The organism is Stenotrophomonas sp. Ps181, assembly GCF_025697425.1.
Classification (GTDB): Bacteria; Pseudomonadota; Gammaproteobacteria; order Xanthomonadales; family Xanthomonadaceae; genus Stenotrophomonas; species Stenotrophomonas sepilia.
This window is the reverse complement of record NZ_JAHWBI010000003.1, coordinates 106,194-124,275: the sequence shown is the minus strand read 5'-3', so window position 1 is coordinate 124,275 and position 18,082 is coordinate 106,194. Positions and strand designations below refer to the sequence as shown.

At 68.5% G+C, this 18,082-nt stretch carries 16 protein-coding genes and 1 pseudogene; all 17 read left to right on the top strand.

Annotation, left to right across the window (positions count from 1 at the left end; all coding sequences use genetic code 11):
- The first annotated feature begins 24 nt into the window (after positions 1–24).
- The 17 genes and pseudogenes from KXV01_RS07465 to KXV01_RS07385 all read left to right on the top strand — a co-directional run bounded on the left by KXV01_RS07465 (position 25) and on the right by KXV01_RS07385 (position 18,045).
- Positions 25–294 (top strand): flagellar biosynthetic protein FliQ, encoded by a 270-nt coding sequence (locus KXV01_RS07465; RefSeq protein ID WP_005413254.1) that lies wholly within the window; start codon positions 25–27, stop codon positions 292–294.
- A 13-nt stretch (positions 295–307) separates the two neighbouring features.
- Complete coding sequence (gene fliR / locus KXV01_RS07460; RefSeq protein WP_049412889.1) at positions 308–1,099, top strand: flagellar biosynthetic protein FliR; 792 nt, start codon at positions 308–310, stop codon at positions 1,097–1,099.
- Positions 1,100–1,379: 280 nt separating this feature from the next.
- Positions 1,380–3,515: a bifunctional diguanylate cyclase/phosphodiesterase gene (locus KXV01_RS07455; RefSeq protein ID WP_263467646.1), complete on the top strand. Its 2,136-nt coding sequence runs from the start codon at positions 1,380–1,382 to the stop codon at positions 3,513–3,515.
- A gap of 148 nt (positions 3,516–3,663) precedes the next feature.
- Positions 3,664–4,794 (top strand): flagellar biosynthesis protein FlhB, encoded by a 1,131-nt coding sequence (gene flhB, locus KXV01_RS07450; protein ID WP_100478052.1) that lies wholly within the window; start codon positions 3,664–3,666, stop codon positions 4,792–4,794.
- Between the two features lie 44 nt (positions 4,795–4,838).
- Positions 4,839–6,899, top strand: a complete 2,061-nt coding sequence (gene flhA, locus KXV01_RS07445; protein WP_180878814.1) for a flagellar biosynthesis protein FlhA — start codon at positions 4,839–4,841, stop codon at positions 6,897–6,899.
- A gap of 145 nt (positions 6,900–7,044) precedes the next feature.
- A complete protein-coding gene (flhF, locus tag KXV01_RS07440; protein ID WP_263467645.1) occupies positions 7,045–8,667 on the top strand; it encodes a flagellar biosynthesis protein FlhF in 1,623 nt (540 codons plus the stop codon).
- Complete coding sequence (locus KXV01_RS07435; protein ID WP_005416424.1) at positions 8,654–9,541, top strand: P-loop NTPase; 888 nt, start codon at positions 8,654–8,656, stop codon at positions 9,539–9,541. Before flhF ends, KXV01_RS07435 begins: the two co-directional genes overlap by 14 nt.
- Complete coding sequence (locus tag KXV01_RS07430; RefSeq protein ID WP_049413365.1) at positions 9,538–10,281, top strand: RNA polymerase sigma factor FliA; 744 nt, start codon at positions 9,538–9,540, stop codon at positions 10,279–10,281. Before KXV01_RS07435 ends, KXV01_RS07430 begins: the two co-directional genes overlap by 4 nt.
- 57 nt (positions 10,282–10,338) lie before the next feature.
- On the top strand, positions 10,339–10,731 hold the full coding sequence (cheY, locus tag KXV01_RS07425; protein ID WP_005413247.1) for a chemotaxis response regulator CheY: 393 nt from the start codon (positions 10,339–10,341) through the stop codon (positions 10,729–10,731).
- Entirely contained in the window at positions 10,731–11,336 is a 606-nt protein-coding gene (locus KXV01_RS07420; RefSeq protein ID WP_049413363.1) for a protein phosphatase CheZ, read from the top strand. The genes cheY and KXV01_RS07420 overlap by 1 nt, the downstream gene beginning before the upstream one ends.
- 2 nt (positions 11,337–11,338) lie before the next feature.
- Positions 11,339–13,192: a chemotaxis protein CheA gene (locus tag KXV01_RS07415; RefSeq protein ID WP_263467644.1), complete on the top strand. Its 1,854-nt coding sequence runs from the start codon at positions 11,339–11,341 to the stop codon at positions 13,190–13,192.
- A gap of 90 nt (positions 13,193–13,282) precedes the next feature.
- Positions 13,283–14,023: a flagellar motor protein gene (locus KXV01_RS07410; protein WP_005409527.1), complete on the top strand. Its 741-nt coding sequence runs from the start codon at positions 13,283–13,285 to the stop codon at positions 14,021–14,023.
- Between the two features lies 1 nt (position 14,024).
- Positions 14,025–14,870, top strand: a pseudogene (gene motD / locus KXV01_RS07405) (flagellar motor protein MotD); the annotation flags it as partial.
- Positions 14,871–15,045: 175 nt separating this feature from the next.
- On the top strand, positions 15,046–15,828 hold the full coding sequence (locus KXV01_RS07400) for a ParA family protein (protein WP_263467643.1): 783 nt from the start codon (positions 15,046–15,048) through the stop codon (positions 15,826–15,828).
- Entirely contained in the window at positions 15,825–17,090 is a 1,266-nt protein-coding gene (locus KXV01_RS07395; protein WP_263467642.1) for a chemotaxis protein CheW, read from the top strand. Before KXV01_RS07400 ends, KXV01_RS07395 begins: the two co-directional genes overlap by 4 nt.
- Positions 17,091–17,374: 284 nt before the next feature.
- Complete coding sequence (locus tag KXV01_RS07390; protein ID WP_061478730.1) at positions 17,375–17,683, top strand: STAS domain-containing protein; 309 nt, start codon at positions 17,375–17,377, stop codon at positions 17,681–17,683.
- Positions 17,680–18,045: a response regulator gene (locus KXV01_RS07385; RefSeq protein ID WP_005409521.1), complete on the top strand. Its 366-nt coding sequence runs from the start codon at positions 17,680–17,682 to the stop codon at positions 18,043–18,045. Before KXV01_RS07390 ends, KXV01_RS07385 begins: the two co-directional genes overlap by 4 nt.
- Positions 18,046–18,082 lie beyond the last annotated feature (37 nt).

The window sequence follows — 18,082 nt, the reverse complement described above, 5'->3', positions numbered from 1 at the left end:
TCTATATAAGAAGGTGGAACCCGAATGTCTCCCGAACTTGCCTTGACCGAACTGCGTGGCGGCCTGATCACCGTGCTGTGGGTGGCCGGCCCGCTGCTGCTCACCGTACTGGTGGTGGGCGTGGTGGTCGGTGTCGTGCAGGCTGCAACCCAGCTCAATGAACCGACCATCGCCTTCGTCGCCAAGGCGGCGGCGCTGACCGCAGTGCTGTTCGCGCTGGGCAGCCTGCTGATCGGCCACCTGGTTGAATTCACCACGCTGCTGTTCCAGCGCATTCCGCACCTGATCGGCTAGGACACGCGCTTCGATGGATGCCGCGACACAGATGGCGGCCGACGGCCTGCAGGCCTTCGGCATGATCGGTACCGTGCTGTGGACCATGCTGCGCATCGGCGCGGTAGCCATGGCCATGCCCATGGTCGGGACCCGCGCGGTGCCGTCGCGGGTGCGCGTGGTACTGGCCGGCACCCTGGCCATTGCACTGGCGCCGCTGCTGCCCCCGGTACCGGACTGGACCGGCTTCGACGCGGCTACGGTGCTGACCATCGCGCGCGAACTGGCCATCGGCGTGTCCATCGGTTTCATGCTGCGGCTGGTATTCGAAGCCGGTGCGATGGCCGGCGAACTGATCGCGCAGGGCACCGGCCTGGCCTTCGCGCAGATGAGCGATCCGCTGCGCGGTGGCACCTCCGGTGTGATCGGACAGTGGTTCTACCTGCTGTTCGGGCTGCTCTTCTTCACCGCCAACGGCCACCTGGCGTTGATCTCGCTGCTGGTGGACAGCTATCGCGCGCTGCCGATCGGCGCCCCGCTGCCAGATCCACATGCCTTCTTCAGCATCGCCCCGACCTTCCTGCTGACTGTGCTGCGCGGCGCGCTGAGCCTGGCCATTCCGCTGACCGTGGCGATGTTGGCGGTGAATCTGGCCTTCGGTGTACTGGCGCGTGCCGCTCCTGCGCTGAACCCGATCCAGCTGGGCCTGCCGGTCTCGCTGCTGCTGGGCCTGTTCCTGCTGGCCCTGCTGGCCGGGGAAATGGGGCCGCCGGTACAGCGCCTGTTCGACGCCGCCTTCCAGGCCGCAGACGCGGTCACACGCTGACCCGGTCGTCACGTTCTACTGCTTGCCATGCATTTGTTTCTGTAGAGCCGAGCCCATGCTCGGCTGCCTTCGGCAGGAGTGGCAGCCGAACATAGGATCTCGGCTCTACAGGGGCGCAATTTCACGGATTGCCGCTTGAAGTCCCCCCCGGTCTGCGCGTTAGAGTGAATGCGCGGCAACCGGGGGGATGCCGCACCTGGCGGACGCCCGTTCGCGTCGGCCTGCCTCATGCATGCCCCACCGTGGTTTCCGTCGACAGGCAGGTCCGGGAGACTGACGAATGCTGGTAGGCACGTACAACCCGTGGCTGGTGGCGATCTCGCTGGTGGTTGCCGTGATGGCGTCGTACACGGCGCTGGCCATGGCCGGGCGCACGGTCACCGCCCCGGGCAGGGCAGCCGCCTGGTGGTGGCGCCTGGGGGGCGGATTCGCCATGGGTCTGGGCATCTGGTCGATGCACTTCATCGGCATGCTGGCCTTCGATCTGCCCATTGCACTGGGCTACGACCTTCCCATCACCCTGCTCTCGCTGGCCCTGGCGATCGCCTCGTCGGTGTTCGCACTGTGGCTGGTCTCGCTGCGCACCCTGCCCCATCCGCGATTGGCCGGCGGTGCCCTGCTGATGGGCACCGGCATTGCCGGCATGCACTACGTCGGCATGGCGGCGATGCGCATGCAGCCCGGGATCGACTACGACCCGGGCTGGCTGCTGCTCTCCCTGATGGTGGCGGTGGCCGCGTCGTGGACCGCGCTGTACGTGGCCTTCCGCCTGCGCGCGCAGCGCACCCGCGTCGGTGACCGGTTGGCGGCCGCCGGCCTGCTTGGCCTGGCCATCGTCGGCATGCACTACACCGGCATGGCGGCCGCGCGTTTCCCGGAAGGCAGCATCTGCGGCGCGGCGGTGGGTGATGGCCTGCAGAGCGGGTGGCTGGCGATGCTGGTGGTGGTGCTGACGGTTGCGATCCTGGCGGTAGTGCTGGTGGTCTCGTGGCTGGACCAGCGGGTGGAGGCGCAGCTGCTGCGGCTGCGCAACTCGATGCTGAGCACCTCGTTGACCGATGCCCAGCAGGAACTGACCCAGGCCGCGCTGCACGATCCGCTGACCCGCCTGCCCAACCGCCTGCTGCTGCAGCGGCGCATCGTGCAGGCGCTGGCCGAAGCCGAACAGGGCGGCAGCCGCTTCGCGGTGATGTTCATGGACCTGGACGGCTTCAAGCAGGTCAACGATGCCTACGGCCATCAGGCCGGCGACGCACTGCTGGTGGCGGTGGCCGAGCGTACCCGCCAGCTGCTCCGGCCCAACGATATGCTGGCCCGTCTGGGCGGCGACGAATTCGTGCTGGTGGTGCGCATCGAGCACGACGAGGACCTGCCCACCCTCGCCCGGCGCATCCTGCAGGCGGTGGGCAGCGGCCCGCTGCTGCCGGACAACGAACTGCAGGTGACTGCCAGCATCGGCGTGGCCATCTGCCCCGACCACGCTGCCAGCGAGCGCCAGCTGATGGCCTTCGCCGACGCGGCGATGTACCAGGCCAAGGAATCCGGACGCAACGCCTTCGTGCTGTTCGCCGACTGGATGAACGACAGTGCCGAGCAGCAGTTCCGGCTGCTGGCCGACCTGCGCCGTGCGATCGGCAGCGAGCAGCTGTTCCTGCACTATCAGCCGAAGATCCGCGTGGCCACCCAGAAGGTGGCCGGTGCCGAAGCGCTGATCCGCTGGAAGCACCCGGAGCACGGGCTGATTCCACCGGACCGCTTCATCCGCCTGGCCGAACGCAGCGGCGCGATCAACGAGATCGGTCGCTGGGCACTGGACCAGGCCTGCCAGCAGCTGCGGCGCTGGCGCGACGCCGGGCATGAAGGCTGGTCGATGTCGGTGAACCTGTCGCCGGTGCAGTTCAGTTCGCCGCACCTGCTGCAGGATGTGCGAGAAGTGATCGAACGCTACGACATTGCCCCGCGCCACCTGGTGCTGGAGATCACCGAAAGCACGGTCATGCGCGATACCGATACCAGCCTTCGCCTGCTGCAGGCCCTGTCGGCGCTGGGCGTGGGCATCTCCATCGATGATTTCGGAACCGGCTATTCCAGCCTGCTGTACCTGAAGCGGCTGCCGGCCACGGAGATCAAGATCGACCACGCGTTCGTGCGTGACCTGGAACACAGTGCGGAGGACGTGGTGATCGTCTCGGCGATCGTGGCGCTGGGCCATGCACTGGACATGGACATCGTCGCCGAGGGCGTGGAAACCGCCGCGCAGCGCGCCTACCTGGAGCGCCTGGGCTGCGACTTCCTGCAGGGGTACCTGCTCGGCCGCCCGGTCGACGCGGCGCGCTTCATGCAGCTGCATGACCTGCCCCGGCCGCGGGTGGAACTGGCACAGAGCCCGCCGCCCAGCGGCAACGCTCCCCTGTAGAGCCGAGCCTGCGCTCGGCTGCGCTTCGCGCCTGCCCTACCGTAGCCGAGCGCAGGCTCGGCTCTACCAAACCGGCCATCGGCAGATCCACGCCGTGCGTGGAACAGTTCTTGCACGCCCTCCGGCAACCCCTGCCGCAGTGCACGTGATGTCCGAGAACGAATCCGCCGGCGAAAAGACCGAACAACCCACCGAAAAACGCCTGCGCGATGCCCGCGAGCAGGGCAACCTGCCGCGCTCGCGCGAACTCGGCACCGCCGCCGTGTTCGGCGCCGGCGTGCTGGCGGTGATGGCCATGAGCGGCTCGATCGGACGCGGCGCCAGCGCCTGGATGAAGCAGGCGCTCAGCCCCGAGCAGACCCTGCGGCAGAACCCGAAGGAACTGTTCGGCCACTTCGGCGACCTGCTGCTGCAGTTCATGCTGGTGATCGCACCGCTGGTGCTGGTCTGCCTGCTGGCCAGCTTCGTCGCCCCGCTGGTGATGGGCGGCCTGCGCTGGTCGCAGAAGGCGTTGCTGCCCGACATCAACCGCATGAACCCGATGAGCGGGCTCAAGCGCCTGTACGGCCCGGAGGCCATTGCCGAGTTCACCAAATCGCTGCTGCGCGTGGCCTTCGTCGGCGTCGCCGCCGGGCTGGTGGTCTGGACCGGCTTTGACACCCTGCGCGGCCTGATCCACCACCCGCTGGAGACGGCCATCACCGACGGCCTCGGCTTCACCCTGCGGCTGCTGCTGGCCACCGCCGGCGCGATGCTGGTGCTGGCCGCCATCGACGCGCCGTACCAGCGCTGGAACTGGATGCGCAAGCTGAAGATGACCCGTGAAGAGCTGCGCCGGGAAATGAAGGAAAGCGAAGGCAGCCCCGAGGTGAAGGGCCGCATCCGCCAGCTGCAGCAGCAGATGGCCAACCGCCGGATGATGGAAGCGGTACCCACCGCCGACGTGGTGGTGGTCAACCCCACCCACTACGCGGTGGCCCTGAAGTACGAGGGCGGCGCCATGAACGCCCCTACCGTGGTCGCGCTGGGCGTGGACGAGACCGCCCTGCGCATCCGTGAAGTGGCCGATGGCAACAAGGTCGCGATCGTCTCCGCCCCGCCTTTGGCACGCGCCTTGTATCGGGAAGGCCAACTCGGAAAGGAAATCCCCGTGAGACTGTATTCGGCCGTCGCCCAGGTCCTGTCCTACGTCTACCAGCTGCGCGCCTGGCGCACTGGCCCGATGCCGGACGCCCCGCACATCCAGGTGGATGAATTCGGCAAGGGAGGCCGCCCGTGAGCGCCCAGCCCGCCACCGGCTTCAACACCCGCCGCGCCCTGGAAATGATCCGCCAGGGCCTTGGCGCGCCGCTGATCGTGCTGGCCCTGCTGGCCATGGTCGTGGTGCCGCTGGCCGCGCCGGTGCTCGATGCGCTGTTCACCTTCAACATCGCCATCTCGCTGATGGTGCTGCTGGCGGTGGTCTACGTGAAGCGCCCGCTGGACTTCACCATCTTCCCGATCGTGCTGCTGATCACCACCATGCTGCGGCTGGCGCTGAACGTGGCCTCCACCCGCGTGATCCTGCTGAACGGCCAGAACGGCCACGATGCCGCGGGCAAGGTCATCGCCGCCTTCGGTGAATTCGTGATCGGCGGCAACTACGCGGTCGGCATCGTGGTGTTCGCGATCCTGACCATCATCAACTTCGTGGTCATCACCAAGGGCGCCGGCCGCGTCTCGGAAGTGACCGCGCGCTTCATCCTGGACGCGATGCCCGGCAAGCAGATGGCGATCGACGCCGACCTCAATGCCGGTTTGCTGACGCGCGAGGAAGCCAAGCTGCGCCGCGAGGAAGTCCGCGAGGAAGCCGACTTCTACGGTGCGATGGACGGTGCCAGCAAGTTCATCCGTGGTGATGCCATTGCCGGCATCCTGATCCTGTTCATCAACATGCTCGGCGGCCTGGCCGTGGGCGTGCTGCAGCATGGCATGCCGTTCGGCGACGCCGCAGCTACCTACACCCTGCTGTCGATCGGTGACGGCCTGGTGGCGCAGCTGCCTGCACTGCTGGTCTCCAGCGCCGTGGCGATGCTGGTCACCCGCGCCTCGCGTTCGCAGGACATGGCCCAGGCCATGACCGGCCAGGTGTTCGGCCAGTACCGCGCGCTGGCGATCACCGCCGGCATCATCGGCGTGGTCGGCCTGGTGCCGGGCATGCCCAACGTCGCTTTCCTGACGCTGGCCGCGATCCTCGGCTTCATCGCCTGGAAGCTGTACCGCAAGGGCAAGGCGCCGGCTGCCGATGCGGCAGGCGGTGGCACCGATGCCGCCGCGCTCACTGCGCTCGGGCGCCCGGCCGCCGCGGCCCCCACTGCCGAGCTGAGCTGGGACGAACTGCGCCCGGTCGATCCGCTGGGCCTGGAGGTCGGCTACCGGCTGATTCCGCTGGTGGACAGCAACCAGGGCGGCGAACTGATGGCGCGCATCAAGGGCGTGCGCCGCAAGCTGACCCAGGATGTCGGCTTCCTGATTCCCTCGGTGCACATCCGCGACAACCTGGAACTGCCGGCCAACGGCTACCGCGTGCTGGTGCACGGCGTGCCGGTGGCCACCGCCGAGATCCATCCGGATCGCGAACTGGCGCTGGACCCGGGCAGTGCGCTCGGCGCGCTGGAAGGCATTGCCGGCAAGGATCCCGCGTTCGGCCTGGATGCCACCTGGATCCAGCCGCACCAGCGCGCCCAGGCCGAAACGCTGGGCTACACGGTGGTCGACCCGGCCACCGTGGTCGCCACCCATCTGTCGCACCTGATCCGCGAACACGCTCCCGAGCTGCTCGGCCATGAGGAAGTGCAGCACCTGCTGGCCAACCTGGCCAAGAGCGCGCCCAAGCTCGTCGAAGATCTGACGCCGAAGGCGCTGCCGCTGTCGGCGGTGGTGCGCGTGCTGCAGAACCTGCTGGTCGAGCGCATTCCGATCCGCCAGCTGCGCAAGATCGCCGAGGCACTGGTCGAACATGCCCCCAGCAGCCAGGACCCGGCCGTGCTGACCGCCGCGGTGCGCACCGCACTGGGCCGCTTCATCGTGCAGGAGATCGCCGGAATGTCGGCGGAGCTGCCGGTGTTCACCCTCAACCCGCAATTGGAACGTGTCTTGCAGGAGTCCACGCAGGGCAACGGCGCCGCGCTGGAACCCGGACTCGCTGAGCGACTGCACCAGAGCCTGGCCGAATGTGTCAGCAAGCAGGAAGCCCGCAACGAGCCCGCGGTCGTGCTGGTACCTGGCCCGGTGCGCGCCGCGCTGGCCCGCCTGGTCCGCCACAGCGTTCCGTCGCTGTCGGTCCTGGCCTACAGCGAGGTGCCGGAGGACAAGCGCCTGAAGCTGGTCGGAACGATCAGCTGACGCCGCCCGCCGATGCGCCAGAAAACAGACACCACTTTCGAACCAACGCAACAGACAGACACCAAGGGGAACCCGCACCGTGCAGACCACCGACCACCCGAGTTCCCCGACCGCCACCCCGCCGTCTTCGCCTCGTGACCACAGCATGAAAATCAAACGATTCGTCGCCGCCGACATGCGCTCGGCCATGAACCTGGTGCGCAAGGAGCATGGTCCTGACGCCGTGATCCTGTCCAACCGCCGGATCGAGGAAGGCATCGAGATCGTCGCCGCCGCCAACTACGACGAGAGCGCCGTGCAGCGCGCACTGGAAGCCTCGCGCCGTGACGTTGCACCGCCGCCGGCACCCAAGCCGCGCACCGCCGCCGACGCGGTGATCGCTGCCGTCACCCGCCGCCGCAGCAGCACCCCTGCGCCGGAACCGGTTGCCGCCACCACCTCGGCGGTGGCCGCCCTCGCCCGCGCCGCCGTCGGCGCCACCGGCCGCACCCTGGACAGCGCCGACGAGATCGTGCCGACCCGCGGCAGCACCGGCTTCGCCGCCACGCTGGCACGCGCCGCCGTCAATGAACCGGCACTGCCGGACCCGATCTTCGCCCCGTTCGCCGAGGCCATCGTTGCACCGGCACCGGCCGTCGCCGCGCCGGCCAACCGCGCCCGTTTCCAGATCGATCCGCCGCACCAGGCACATCACGAAAGCGTGGCGCCGGCGGTGCAGCCGCCGCCGCTGCCGACCGCAGCCCTGTCCGAAACGCAGCCGGAGGTCGCCGCCAGCGAACCGACGTTGGCCGATGCCACTGTCGAAGCCGCGCCGACGCCCATGCTCGCCCCAGCCCCGGTGCTGACCGTGGTCGCCCAGGACGACGCCGAGATCCGCCAGCTGCGCCAGGAAGTGGCCGGCATGCGCCAGGTCATCGAGCGCGAAATGAACCGCTTCACCGACGAGCGCCTGCGCGGCTGCCCGGTGCGCGCCACCGCGCTGGACCTGATGGACGAGTACGGATTCGATGCTGGCCTGGCCCGCGACGTCGCCATGCAGATTCCGCTGGAGACCGAGGCGCACCGAGGCCGCGGTCTGATGCTGGGGCTGATCTCGCGCAAGCTGCCGATCGCCCCGGTCGACCCGCTGGAGGAAGGCGGCGTGATCGCACTGGTGGGCCCGACCGGCGCCGGCAAGACCACCACCATCGCCAAGCTGGCCTCGCGATTCGCCGAGAAGCACGCGCCGCGTGACGTCGCCCTGGTCACCACCGACACCACCCGCATCGGCGCCCGCGAGCAGCTGTATGGCTACGGCCGGCAGCTCGGCATCGCCGTGCACGAGGCCAACAGCGGCACCGACCTGGACCAGCTGCTGGAACGTCTGAAGGACTACAAGCTGGTGCTGATCGACACCGCCGGCCTGGGCCCGCGCGACCGCGCGCTGGCCGCCCAGCTGCAGTGGCTGCGCGCCGCGCGCCAGGTCCGCACCCTGCTGGTGCTGCCGGCCAACACCAGCTTCGGCGACATGGACGAGGTGGTCCGCCGCTTCGGTGCCGCCAACCTGCAGGGCCTGGTGCTGAGCAAGCTGGACGAAACCGGCCGCTTCGGCAACGCGCTGTCGGTGGCCGTCGACCACGCCCTGCCGATCACCTGGGTGACCGATGGCCAGGACGTTCCGGACGACCTGCACCGGGCCAGTGCGGCCAATCTCGTACTTCGCCTTGAAGATTTGCGCCGAGCGGCCGATATGCCCTGCAACCCGGAGTTGAACCATGCCGTCGCGTGAGTACGCCAAGCTGACCAAGACCTTCCCGCTGTCGGCCACCCGCAGCGAGCCGCTCGGCCCTGTGCGCACCATCGCCGTGACCGGCGGCAAGGGCGGCGTGGGCAAGACCAACGTGTCGGCCAACCTGGCCGTGGCGCTGGCCGGCATGGGCAAGCGCACGCTGCTGCTGGACGCCGACCTCGGCCTGGCCAACATCGACGTGATCCTGGGCTTGAACCCCACCTTCACGCTGGCCGACCTGGTTGCCGGCCGCTGCTCGCTGGACGACGTCATCGTCGAAGGCCCGAACGGCGTGCTGGTGGTCCCGGCCGCGTCCGGCCGCCGGCACATGGCCGAGCTGGCCCCGGCCGAGCACGTCGGCCTGGTCAACGTGTTCTCCGAGCTGGAACGCGAGCTGGACATCATGGTGGTGGACACCGCCGCGGGCATCACCGACGGCGTGCTGACCTTCTGCCAGGCCGCGCAGGACACCGTGGTGGTGGTCTGTGACGAGCCGGCGTCGATCACCGACGCCTACGCGCTGATCAAGGTGCTGTCGCGCGAACGGGGCGTGGACCGCATCCAGGTGGTGGCCAACATGGTGCGCGACCCCAACGAGGGCCGCGTGCTGTACGAGAAGCTGACCCGCGTCTGCGAGAAGTTCCTCGCCGATGTCTCGCTGAACTACCTGGGCTGCGTGCCGCAGGATGACTGGCTGCGCCTGTCGGTGCAGCGCCAGCAGCCGGTGGTAAAGGCCTACCCGTCCAGCCCGTCCGCACTGGCGATCACCGAGATCGCGCGCCGCACGGCCCGCTGGCAGGCGCCGACCGAACCACGCGGCGGCGTCGAGTTCTTCCTCGAACGCATCCTCAAGCAGCGCGGGGTGGCAGCATGAAAGGCGCGGCCCAATACAGGGAAGTCCAGCGCTCGGCGGCCAACGAGGTCATCGCCCAGCACTCGGACCTGGTGCGGCGCATCGCCCACCATCTGGCCGCGCGCCTGCCGGCCAGCGTCGAAGTCGACGACCTGATCCAGGCTGGCATGATGGGCCTGATCGAAGCTTCGCGCAGCTACGACGCCGACCAGGGCGCCTCGTTCGAGACCTACGCCTCGATCCGTATCCGTGGCTCGATGATCGACGAGATCCGCCGTGGCGACTGGGTGCCGCGCTCGGTGCACCGTCGCGCACGCGATGCTGCCGCCACCATCCGCCGCCTGGAACAGAGCAGCGGCCGCGCCGCCAGCGCCACCGAAGTGGCCGCCGCGATGGAGATGCCACTGCCCGAATACCTGCGCCTGATGGAAGACGCCGCGCGTGGCCAGGTGCTGAGCCTGGAGTCGCGCATCGAAGACCAGGGCGAGCTGGACACCGTCGCCCAGGGCGGCCCGACCCCGCAACAGGTGCTGGAGCGTGGCGAGTTCGGTCGCGAGCTGGGCAAGGCCATCGGCCACCTGCCCGAGCGCGAACAGCTGGTGCTCTCGCTCTATTACGAGCAGGAACTGAACCTGAAGGAGATCGGCGCGGTGCTCGGCGTGAGCGAGTCGCGGGTCTGCCAGATCCATGGCCAGGCCGTGCTGCGCCTGCGCGGCCGGCTGAAGGTATTCGAGGCCGTCGACGCCGGCCTCGAAGAATGAACATCCCCGAGGCAGCTGCCCCCGGCCGCCCGGAATGAACAACAAAGGAACTCTGCTTTGAACAAGAACATGCGCATCCTGATCGTCGACGACTTCTCGACCATGCGTCGCATCGTCAAGAACCTGCTGGGCGATCTGGGCTTCACCAACACCGCCGAAGCCGAGGACGGGCATGCCGCGCTGTCGCTGCTGCAGAGCCAGCCGTTCGATTTCGTGGTCACCGACTGGAACATGCCGGTAATGACCGGCATCGAGCTGCTCAAGGCGATCCGTGCCGACGCCAAGCTGAAGACCTTGCCGGTGCTGATGGTCACCGCCGAAGCCAAGCGCGAGCAGATCATCGAAGCGGCCCAGAACGGCGTGAACGGCTACATCATCAAGCCGTTCACCGCGCAGACGCTGGAAGAGAAGCTCGGCAAGATCTTCGAACGCCTGGCGGCCAGCGCCTGATGGATACCACGGTCGACAAGAACGCCCTCGCCCTGCGCCTGCAGGAAGCACTGGACGCACTGGAGTCCGGTGACGAAACCGCCTGGCGGCAACGCATCGACGGACTGGTCGCGCTGCGCACGCAGCCGATGATGAGCGGCCTCTCGCGGCTGGCCCGCGAGCTCGGGCAGGCCCTGGGTGAACTGCCGACCGTGCCCAGCGAGGCCGGCGAACTGGACGATGCCTGCGCACGCCTGGACCACGTGGTGGCGATGACCGAACAGGCGACGCACCGCACCCTGGACCTGGCCGAGGAATGCCGCAGCCTGACCGAACAGCTGCGCGCCGAAGGCCTGCAGCCGGGCCAGGATGCGCAGCTCGAGCGCATCCGCCACAACCTCACCGAGATCGCCCTGACCCAGAGCTACCAGGACCTGACCGGGCAGATCATCCGTCGCGTCGTCGGCATCGTCCGCCGCGTGCATGAGGGCTTCGGCGCGCTCGGCCTGCCGCCGGAACAGCATCGCACCGATCCGGATCTGGCCGGGCCGGCACTGAAGGGACTGGACCGCCACGCGGTCTCGCAGAACGACGCCGACGACCTGCTGTCGGACCTGGGGCTGTAAGCATGAGCGCGGTATCCGACGACATCACTGCCGATTTCATCATCGAGGCGCAGGAAATCCTGGATCGCCTGGGCGAACAGCTGGTGTCGCTGGAGCAGGCACCGCAGGACACCGAACAGCTCAACGCGGTGTTCCGGGGCTACCACACGCTCAAGGGCGGCGCCGGCTTCCTCGGCGTCACCGCCATGGTCGAGCTGTGCCACGCCGCCGAAGAAGCGCTGGGCATCGCGCGCGCGGGCCAGGCCGTGCTGCAGGCCCATCACTTCGATGCCGCCCAGCAATCGCTGGACTACCTGCAATCGATGCTGGATGCAGTTTCCTCCGGCACCGAGCCGGGCTATGCGCCGCCGGACCTGATCGCCCAGTTCGACATGCACGGAGGCGCCGCCGCGCCGGCCGCCCCGGCCACGGTAGCGGCGGCCGGTAGCGGCGACCTGATCACCGACGACGAATTCGAGGCCCTGCTCGACCAGCTGCACGGGGGTAACGCGCCGACCGCGGTGGCGCCGGCAAAGAAGGTTGATGACGGGCTGATCAGCGAAGACGAATTCGAGGCCCTGCTCGACCAGCTGCACGGTGGCGCCGCACCCGGCGCCAGGCCCATCGCTGCGGTAGCGCCCGCACCGATCACGGCACCACGCCCACCGGCCGCGCCGACCGCACCGGCACCGGCGGCCAAGCCGGCCGCCAAGCCGTTGGCCGAAGCCGAACACACCGTGCGCGTGGACACCAAGCGCCTGGACGCGATCGTCAACCTGATCGGCGAACTGGTGCTGTCGCGCAACCGGCTCAAGACCCTGCGTGCGCGCCTGCGCGACGAGGAGCTGGACCGCGCCGTGTCCACCCTGGACATCGCCACCGCGCGCCTGCAGTCGGCGGTGATGCGTACCCGCATGCAGCCGGTGGGCAAGGTGTTCTCGCGCTTCCCCAAGGTCGCCCGCGACGTCGCCCGTTCACTGAAGAAGGAAGTGGACCTGGAGCTGATCGGCGCCGAGACCGAGCTCGACCGCAACCTGGTCGAAGCGCTGGCCGACCCGCTGGTGCACCTGGTCCGCAACGCCATCGACCATGGCGTGGAAATGCCCGACCTGCGCGAAGCACAGGGCAAGCCGCGGATGGGCCACGTACGCCTGTCGGCACAGCAGGAAGGAGACTACGTCAGCATCGAAGTGCAGGACGATGGCGCCGGCATCGATCCGGAGAAGCTGCGCGCGAAGGCGCGTGAGAAGGGCCTGATCGATCCGGAAGCTGCCGCCCGCCTGAGCAGCGAGGAGTGCCTGCACCTGGTGTTCCTGCCCGGCTTCTCGACCAAGCAGCAGGTCACGGATATCTCCGGCCGCGGCGTTGGCATGGACGTGGTGCAGTCACGCATCCGCGAACTGAGTGGCCAGATCCAGATCCAGTCCGAGCTGGGCCGCGGCAGCCGCTTCCTGATCCGCGTGCCGCTGACCCTGGCGATCCTGCCCACCCTGCTGGTGCAGGCCGGCGAGGACGTCTATGCGCTGCCGCTGGCGCGCGTGATGGAGGTGCTGCACGCGCCGCGCACCTCGCTGGGCTGGTTCGATGGCCGCGCCGTGCTCGACCGCCGTTCGCACACCCTGCCGCTGGTCGATCTCCGCCAATGGCTGGATGTGACGCCCGCCACGTCGACCCTGCTGACCATCGTCGTGCTGCAGGCCGGTGAAGCGCGCTTCGGCCTGGTCGTGGACCAGGTCCGCGGGCGTGAAGAAGTGGTCATCAAGCCATTGCCGAAGGCCCTGCGCGGCCTGCGCGGTTACGCCGGTGCAACCCTGATCGGCGATGGTCGCATGGCGCTGATCCTGGATGTGGACGGCCTGCGCAGCCCGCACGACTGACCCGCTTGCTGAACCCGCAAAACCGTGAAGTCGCACCAGTAGCCCGTACCGGTGTCTCAAGTCCCATTCATACAAGCCGATACCGGATCCATGGATAGACTCAGCCTCATTGGACTCTTTCTCGCCCTGGCCTCGCTGGTCGGTGGCAGCATCCTCAAGGGCGCCGGCCTGGCGTCGTTGTGGTCGCCTGCGGCGTTCGTGATCGTCATCGTCGGCACCGTTGCCGCGATCCTGCTGCACACCTCGCCGGCGGTGTTCAAGCATGCGTTCAAGATCGTGCGCTGGGTCGTGCGCCCGCCGCACAGCGACCGCCGCGAGCTGATCCAGCAGATCGTCGAGTGGAGCAACATCGCCCGCCGCCAGGGCCTGCTGGGCCTGGAATCGCAGGTGGAAGCACAACAGGACCCGTTCCTGCGCAAGGGCCTGCAGCTGCTGGTGGACGGCGTCGAGCCCGAATCGATGCGGCACATGCTGGAAATCGAACTGGGCAGCCAGGAGCACCAGGACCAGGCCGGCGCCAAGGTGTTCGAGGCGATGGGCATCTATGCACCGACGCTCGGCATCATCGGTGCCGTGCTGGGCCTGATCGCGGTGATGAAGAACCTGGCCGACCCGAGCAAGCTCGGCCACGGCATCGCCGCCGCGTTCACCGCGACGATCTACGGCATCGCCTCGGCCAACCTGCTGTTCCTGCCGATCGCCGCCAAGCTCAAGAGTGTGATCTCGCACAACACGCGCGACCGCGAGATGGTCATCGAAGGCCTGATTTCGATCGCCCAGGGCGAGAACCCGCGCAACATCGAAACCAACCTCTCCGGCTTCCTGCACTGACATGGCCCGCCGCAAGCACCACGAAGAGCACGCCAACCACGAAGCATGGGCGATCCCCTATGCCGACCTGATGACGCTGCTGCTCGCCTTTTTCGTGGTCATGTATGCAATCTCCTCGGTGAACGAGGGCAAGTACCGGATCATGGCCGACGCGCTCACCGATGCCTTCGGTGGCGCACCGCGCACCATCAACCCGGTGCAGGTGGGTAACAAGCAGGTGCAGGGCGGCGGCTGGGACAGCCCGTCGGTGATCAAGTCCGGCACCAAGATCGGCCCGTCCGCGCCGGCACCTTCGCACGACCCGACGCTGCTGCCGTCGATGGCCTCGCAGATGCGCATGCCGGTGTCGGTGCACAACCAGGAGCAGATCGCGCGCGCCGAACGCCAGCTCAACAGCATCGCCGACCGCCTCACCGCTGCATTGGCGCCGCTGATCGACCGCGGCATGATCAGCGTGCGCCGCACCGAACTGTGGATCGAAGTCGAGATCAACAGCGACATCCTGTTCCCCACCGGCTCGGCCGCGCTGGACGTGCATGCGCGGCAGACCCTGGCCAGCCTGGCCGAGGTGCTGCGCGACGTGCCCAACAGCGTGCGCGTGGAAGGCCACACCGACAACGTGCCGATCGCCACCGCCACTTTCCCGTCGAACTGGGAACTGTCGGCCGGGCGCGCCGCCAGCGTGGTGCACCTGTTCGCCGACCAGGGCGTGCAGCCGTCGCGGCTGGCGATGGTCGGCTATGGCCAGTTCCGCCCGCGCGAAGAGAACGACAGCGCGCAGGGCCGCAACCGCAACCGCCGGGTGATGGTCATCATCCTGGCCGACACGTCGCACTCGGTGGATCCGCTCGGCCAGCGCCTGAACGCAGCCACCGGCGCCACCGACAGCACCGTCACCGAACAGGCCGCCGCAACTCCGGCCAGCGCCCCCACCTCCCCCATCGCACCGGCGAAGTTGCCGCCGGTGCCGGCTGGCAGCCGCGTCGGCGCCGCCGTTCCCCCGGCAATGAAGGAGTAATCCGATGCGCATCTGGGCAGTCGCCAACCAGAAGGGCGGAGTCGGCAAGACCACCACCACCCTCGCCCTCGGCCGCGGCCTGGCCGCGCTCGGCCATCGCGTGCTGCTGATCGACCTCGATCCGCATGCCTCGCTCAGCCGCGCCTTCGGCGTGCCGGTGGACCCGCCGCCGGCCGGCGTGCTGGAGCTGTTCGGCACACCGCCGGCGGACCTGTCCAGCCTGTGCCATGCCAGCAACATCCATGGCCTGGACTACGTCTGCGCACAGTCGGCGCTGGCCACGCTGGAACGCCGCAGCGCCAACCAGCCCGGCCTCGGCCTGGCCCTGCAGAACGCGCTGGCGCGCCATCAGGGCCAGCACGACTACATCCTGCTGGACTGTGCACCGACCCTCGGCCTGCTGATGATCAATGCGCTGGCCGCAGCCAACCGTCTCATCATTCCGACCCAGGCCGAGCCACTGGCCCTGCACGGCCTGGATGGCATGGTCCGCACCGGCGAGATGGTCGAGCGCTCGCGCCGCCGCCCGCTGCCGATCTCGATCCTGCCGACCCTGTTCGACCGCCGCACACGCGCCGGCAACGAATCGCTGCGCACCATGCAGGACCGTCATGGCAGCCGCGTGTGGGAAGACGCCATTCCGATCGACACCCGCATCAGCAACGCCGCCGGCCTGACCCTGCCAAGCGTTGGTGAGGACTACCCGGGCCGCGGCCTGGCCGCCTATCGCCGCGCCCTGAACTGGATCCTCGGCGAGGATGCCCGCGCCCTGGAGCAGGCCGCATGAACAGCACCGGCATCCTCGACGATTACCTGGACGAACTGCTGGGCGAAGCGATCGCTCCGGCGGCCGTCGTGCTGCCAACGCCGGACAGCGCCGCCCCGACCAAGGCCACCGAAGCCGCCGCCGAACGCGAACCCACCTGGGATGACCTGCCGGCCGAGGTGATCTACGAAACCGAAACCGAGACCGTTGCCGCCGCCCCTGCCGTGGACAATGCTGCACTCGAAGCCGCTTTCGATGCCGCGTCCGCGCCCGTCAGCGTGATCGATGCCGAACGCGAACCCACGTGGGACGACCTGCCCGCTGAAGTGGTCTACGAAACGGATGCCGTCGTCGCGGCCCCGGCCGAGGATGAGGCTGCACTGGAGGCCGCCTTCGAGGCCGCCGCGGCGCCGGCCAGCGCCGGGTCCACCGAACGCGAGCCGACCTGGGATGACCTGCCCGACGAGGTCATCCACGAAACCGCGCCGACACCCGCTGCGGCCGATGCCAAAACCGGCCCGGAACCCACCTGGGACGATCTGCCGGACGAAGTGATCTACGAGACCGACCCTGCGGACAGCCATCGTCTCGCCCACACCGACAGCCCCGGCCTGCAGGCCGCCTTCGAGGCGGCCGCTGGTGGCGAAGACGTGCCTGCGCCGCCGCCCGCCGTGGTCGCAGCGCCGGTGGCACCCCCGGCGGCACATCCTGCAACGGCCCCGGCCGCACGCGCCGCCACACCGCCGCCGCGCGTCGCGGTCGATGTACCCGCAGGCAACCGCCCCGGCACCTGGCAGGAGCTGCAGGCGCAGGCCCACCAACCGGCCCGCAGCCCGCATCCGCAGAACCGCCGCGCCGGCGAGCGCACCTCGCGCTGGCTGCGCCTGCGTTGCGGCACCCAGGCCTATGCGCTGGAACTGCTGAAGGTGCAGGAAGTGGTGCTGCCGGTGCCCCTGCTGCCGCTGCGTGGCACTGCAGCGGCCATGCTCGGCATCATGAACCTGCGCGGCCAGGTGGTACCGGTGATGGATCTCGGCCTGCACCTGGGCGCCGCAGCCGCCGAAGACGACTCACAGACCCGCATCGTGGTCCTGGAGGAGGACGGCGAGACCATCGGCCTGCGCGTGTCGGCGGTGGAAGATGTCGCCAACCTCACCGATTCGCAGATCGAACCCCCCGACACCGCGCGCATCTGCCAGATCTCAAACGACCTGTTCCGTGGCGTGGCCCGGGTCAGCCAGCGCCCGATGATCCTGCTGGACGCCACCCGGCTGTTGAGCTGAACCCCCAAAAGGGGACGGAGGGGATTAAGTCGCAAGTGGCTCGGCGCTTTGCGCCGAAGCGGTGCTGTCGGGGACGCAAGGAACTGATCCGTTGGATCAACACCCTACGTCCCCACTGCGCGGTCGCCGTTGCCGAGGGAACTGCAGTAGAGCCAGGTCGCTTGCGACTTAATCCCCTCCGTCCCCTTTTAGACAGCGACCGCCTCGACGTACCGCGTCGATTCTTCTAAAGAACCCCACCGGGGTGCCGTTATGGATCACGGAACCGTTTGTCCGGAGCAACGATGAGCACTGTCGAACTGGGTGGGGATCTCGGCATCGAGAGCACTACCGAGCTCAAGAACCGCCTCGCCCCCCTCGTGGAGCAGGCCGGCGAGCTGACCCTGGATGCCAGCCAGGTCGCCCGCATCCACACGGCCGCCGTGCAGGTGCTGTGTGCGTTCGTGCAGGCCCGCCGCGAGGCAGGCCTGGGCACCGGCTTCCACGGTTGCACTGCAACCTTCAGTGACGCCGCGCGCCTGCTGGGCGTCACCCAGGCCCTGGGCCTGGACGTAACCCATGACAACCTGAAATCTGTGGAGAACGCTGCATGAGCGCACGTATCTTGGTGGTGGACGATTCGGCGTCGATGCGCCAGATGGTGTCCTTCGCCCTCACCTCGGCCGGTTTTGCCGTCGAAGAAGCTGAAGACGGCGCGGTCGCGCTCGGTCGTGCCAAGGGCCAGCGCTTCAATGCGGTGGTGACCGATGTCAACATGCCGAACATGGACGGCATCGCGCTGATCCGCGAACTGCGCCAGCTGCCGGACTACAAGTTCACCCCGCTGCTGATGCTGACCACCGAATCGGCCGCCGACAAGAAGTCCGAAGGCAAGGCCGCCGGTGCCACCGGCTGGCTGGTCAAGCCGTTCAATCCCGAACAGCTGGTCGCCACCGTGCAGAAAGTGCTGGGCTGATCGCCCGGCGCCGCTCCCCCTCTTCGCTTCCGGATCA

Coding starts and splice junctions, on each gene's coding strand:
- KXV01_RS07465 (WP_005413254.1), top strand. CDS start 25: ATGTCTCCCGAACTTGCCTTGACCGAACTGCGTGGCGGCCTGATCACC.
- fliR (WP_049412889.1), top strand. CDS start 308: ATGGATGCCGCGACACAGATGGCGGCCGACGGCCTGCAGGCCTTCGGC.
- KXV01_RS07455 (WP_263467646.1), top strand. CDS start 1,380: ATGCTGGTAGGCACGTACAACCCGTGGCTGGTGGCGATCTCGCTGGTG.
- flhB (WP_100478052.1), top strand. CDS start 3,664: ATGTCCGAGAACGAATCCGCCGGCGAAAAGACCGAACAACCCACCGAA.
- flhA (WP_180878814.1), top strand. CDS start 4,839: ATGATCCGCCAGGGCCTTGGCGCGCCGCTGATCGTGCTGGCCCTGCTG.
- flhF (WP_263467645.1), top strand. CDS start 7,045: ATGAAAATCAAACGATTCGTCGCCGCCGACATGCGCTCGGCCATGAAC.
- KXV01_RS07435 (WP_005416424.1), top strand. CDS start 8,654: ATGCCGTCGCGTGAGTACGCCAAGCTGACCAAGACCTTCCCGCTGTCG.
- KXV01_RS07430 (WP_049413365.1), top strand. CDS start 9,538: ATGAAAGGCGCGGCCCAATACAGGGAAGTCCAGCGCTCGGCGGCCAAC.
- KXV01_RS07420 (WP_049413363.1), top strand. CDS start 10,731: ATGGATACCACGGTCGACAAGAACGCCCTCGCCCTGCGCCTGCAGGAA.
- KXV01_RS07415 (WP_263467644.1), top strand. CDS start 11,339: ATGAGCGCGGTATCCGACGACATCACTGCCGATTTCATCATCGAGGCG.
- KXV01_RS07410 (WP_005409527.1), top strand. CDS start 13,283: ATGGATAGACTCAGCCTCATTGGACTCTTTCTCGCCCTGGCCTCGCTG.
- KXV01_RS07400 (WP_263467643.1), top strand. CDS start 15,046: ATGCGCATCTGGGCAGTCGCCAACCAGAAGGGCGGAGTCGGCAAGACC.
- KXV01_RS07395 (WP_263467642.1), top strand. CDS start 15,825: ATGAACAGCACCGGCATCCTCGACGATTACCTGGACGAACTGCTGGGC.
- KXV01_RS07390 (WP_061478730.1), top strand. CDS start 17,375: ATGAGCACTGTCGAACTGGGTGGGGATCTCGGCATCGAGAGCACTACC.
- KXV01_RS07385 (WP_005409521.1), top strand. CDS start 17,680: ATGAGCGCACGTATCTTGGTGGTGGACGATTCGGCGTCGATGCGCCAG.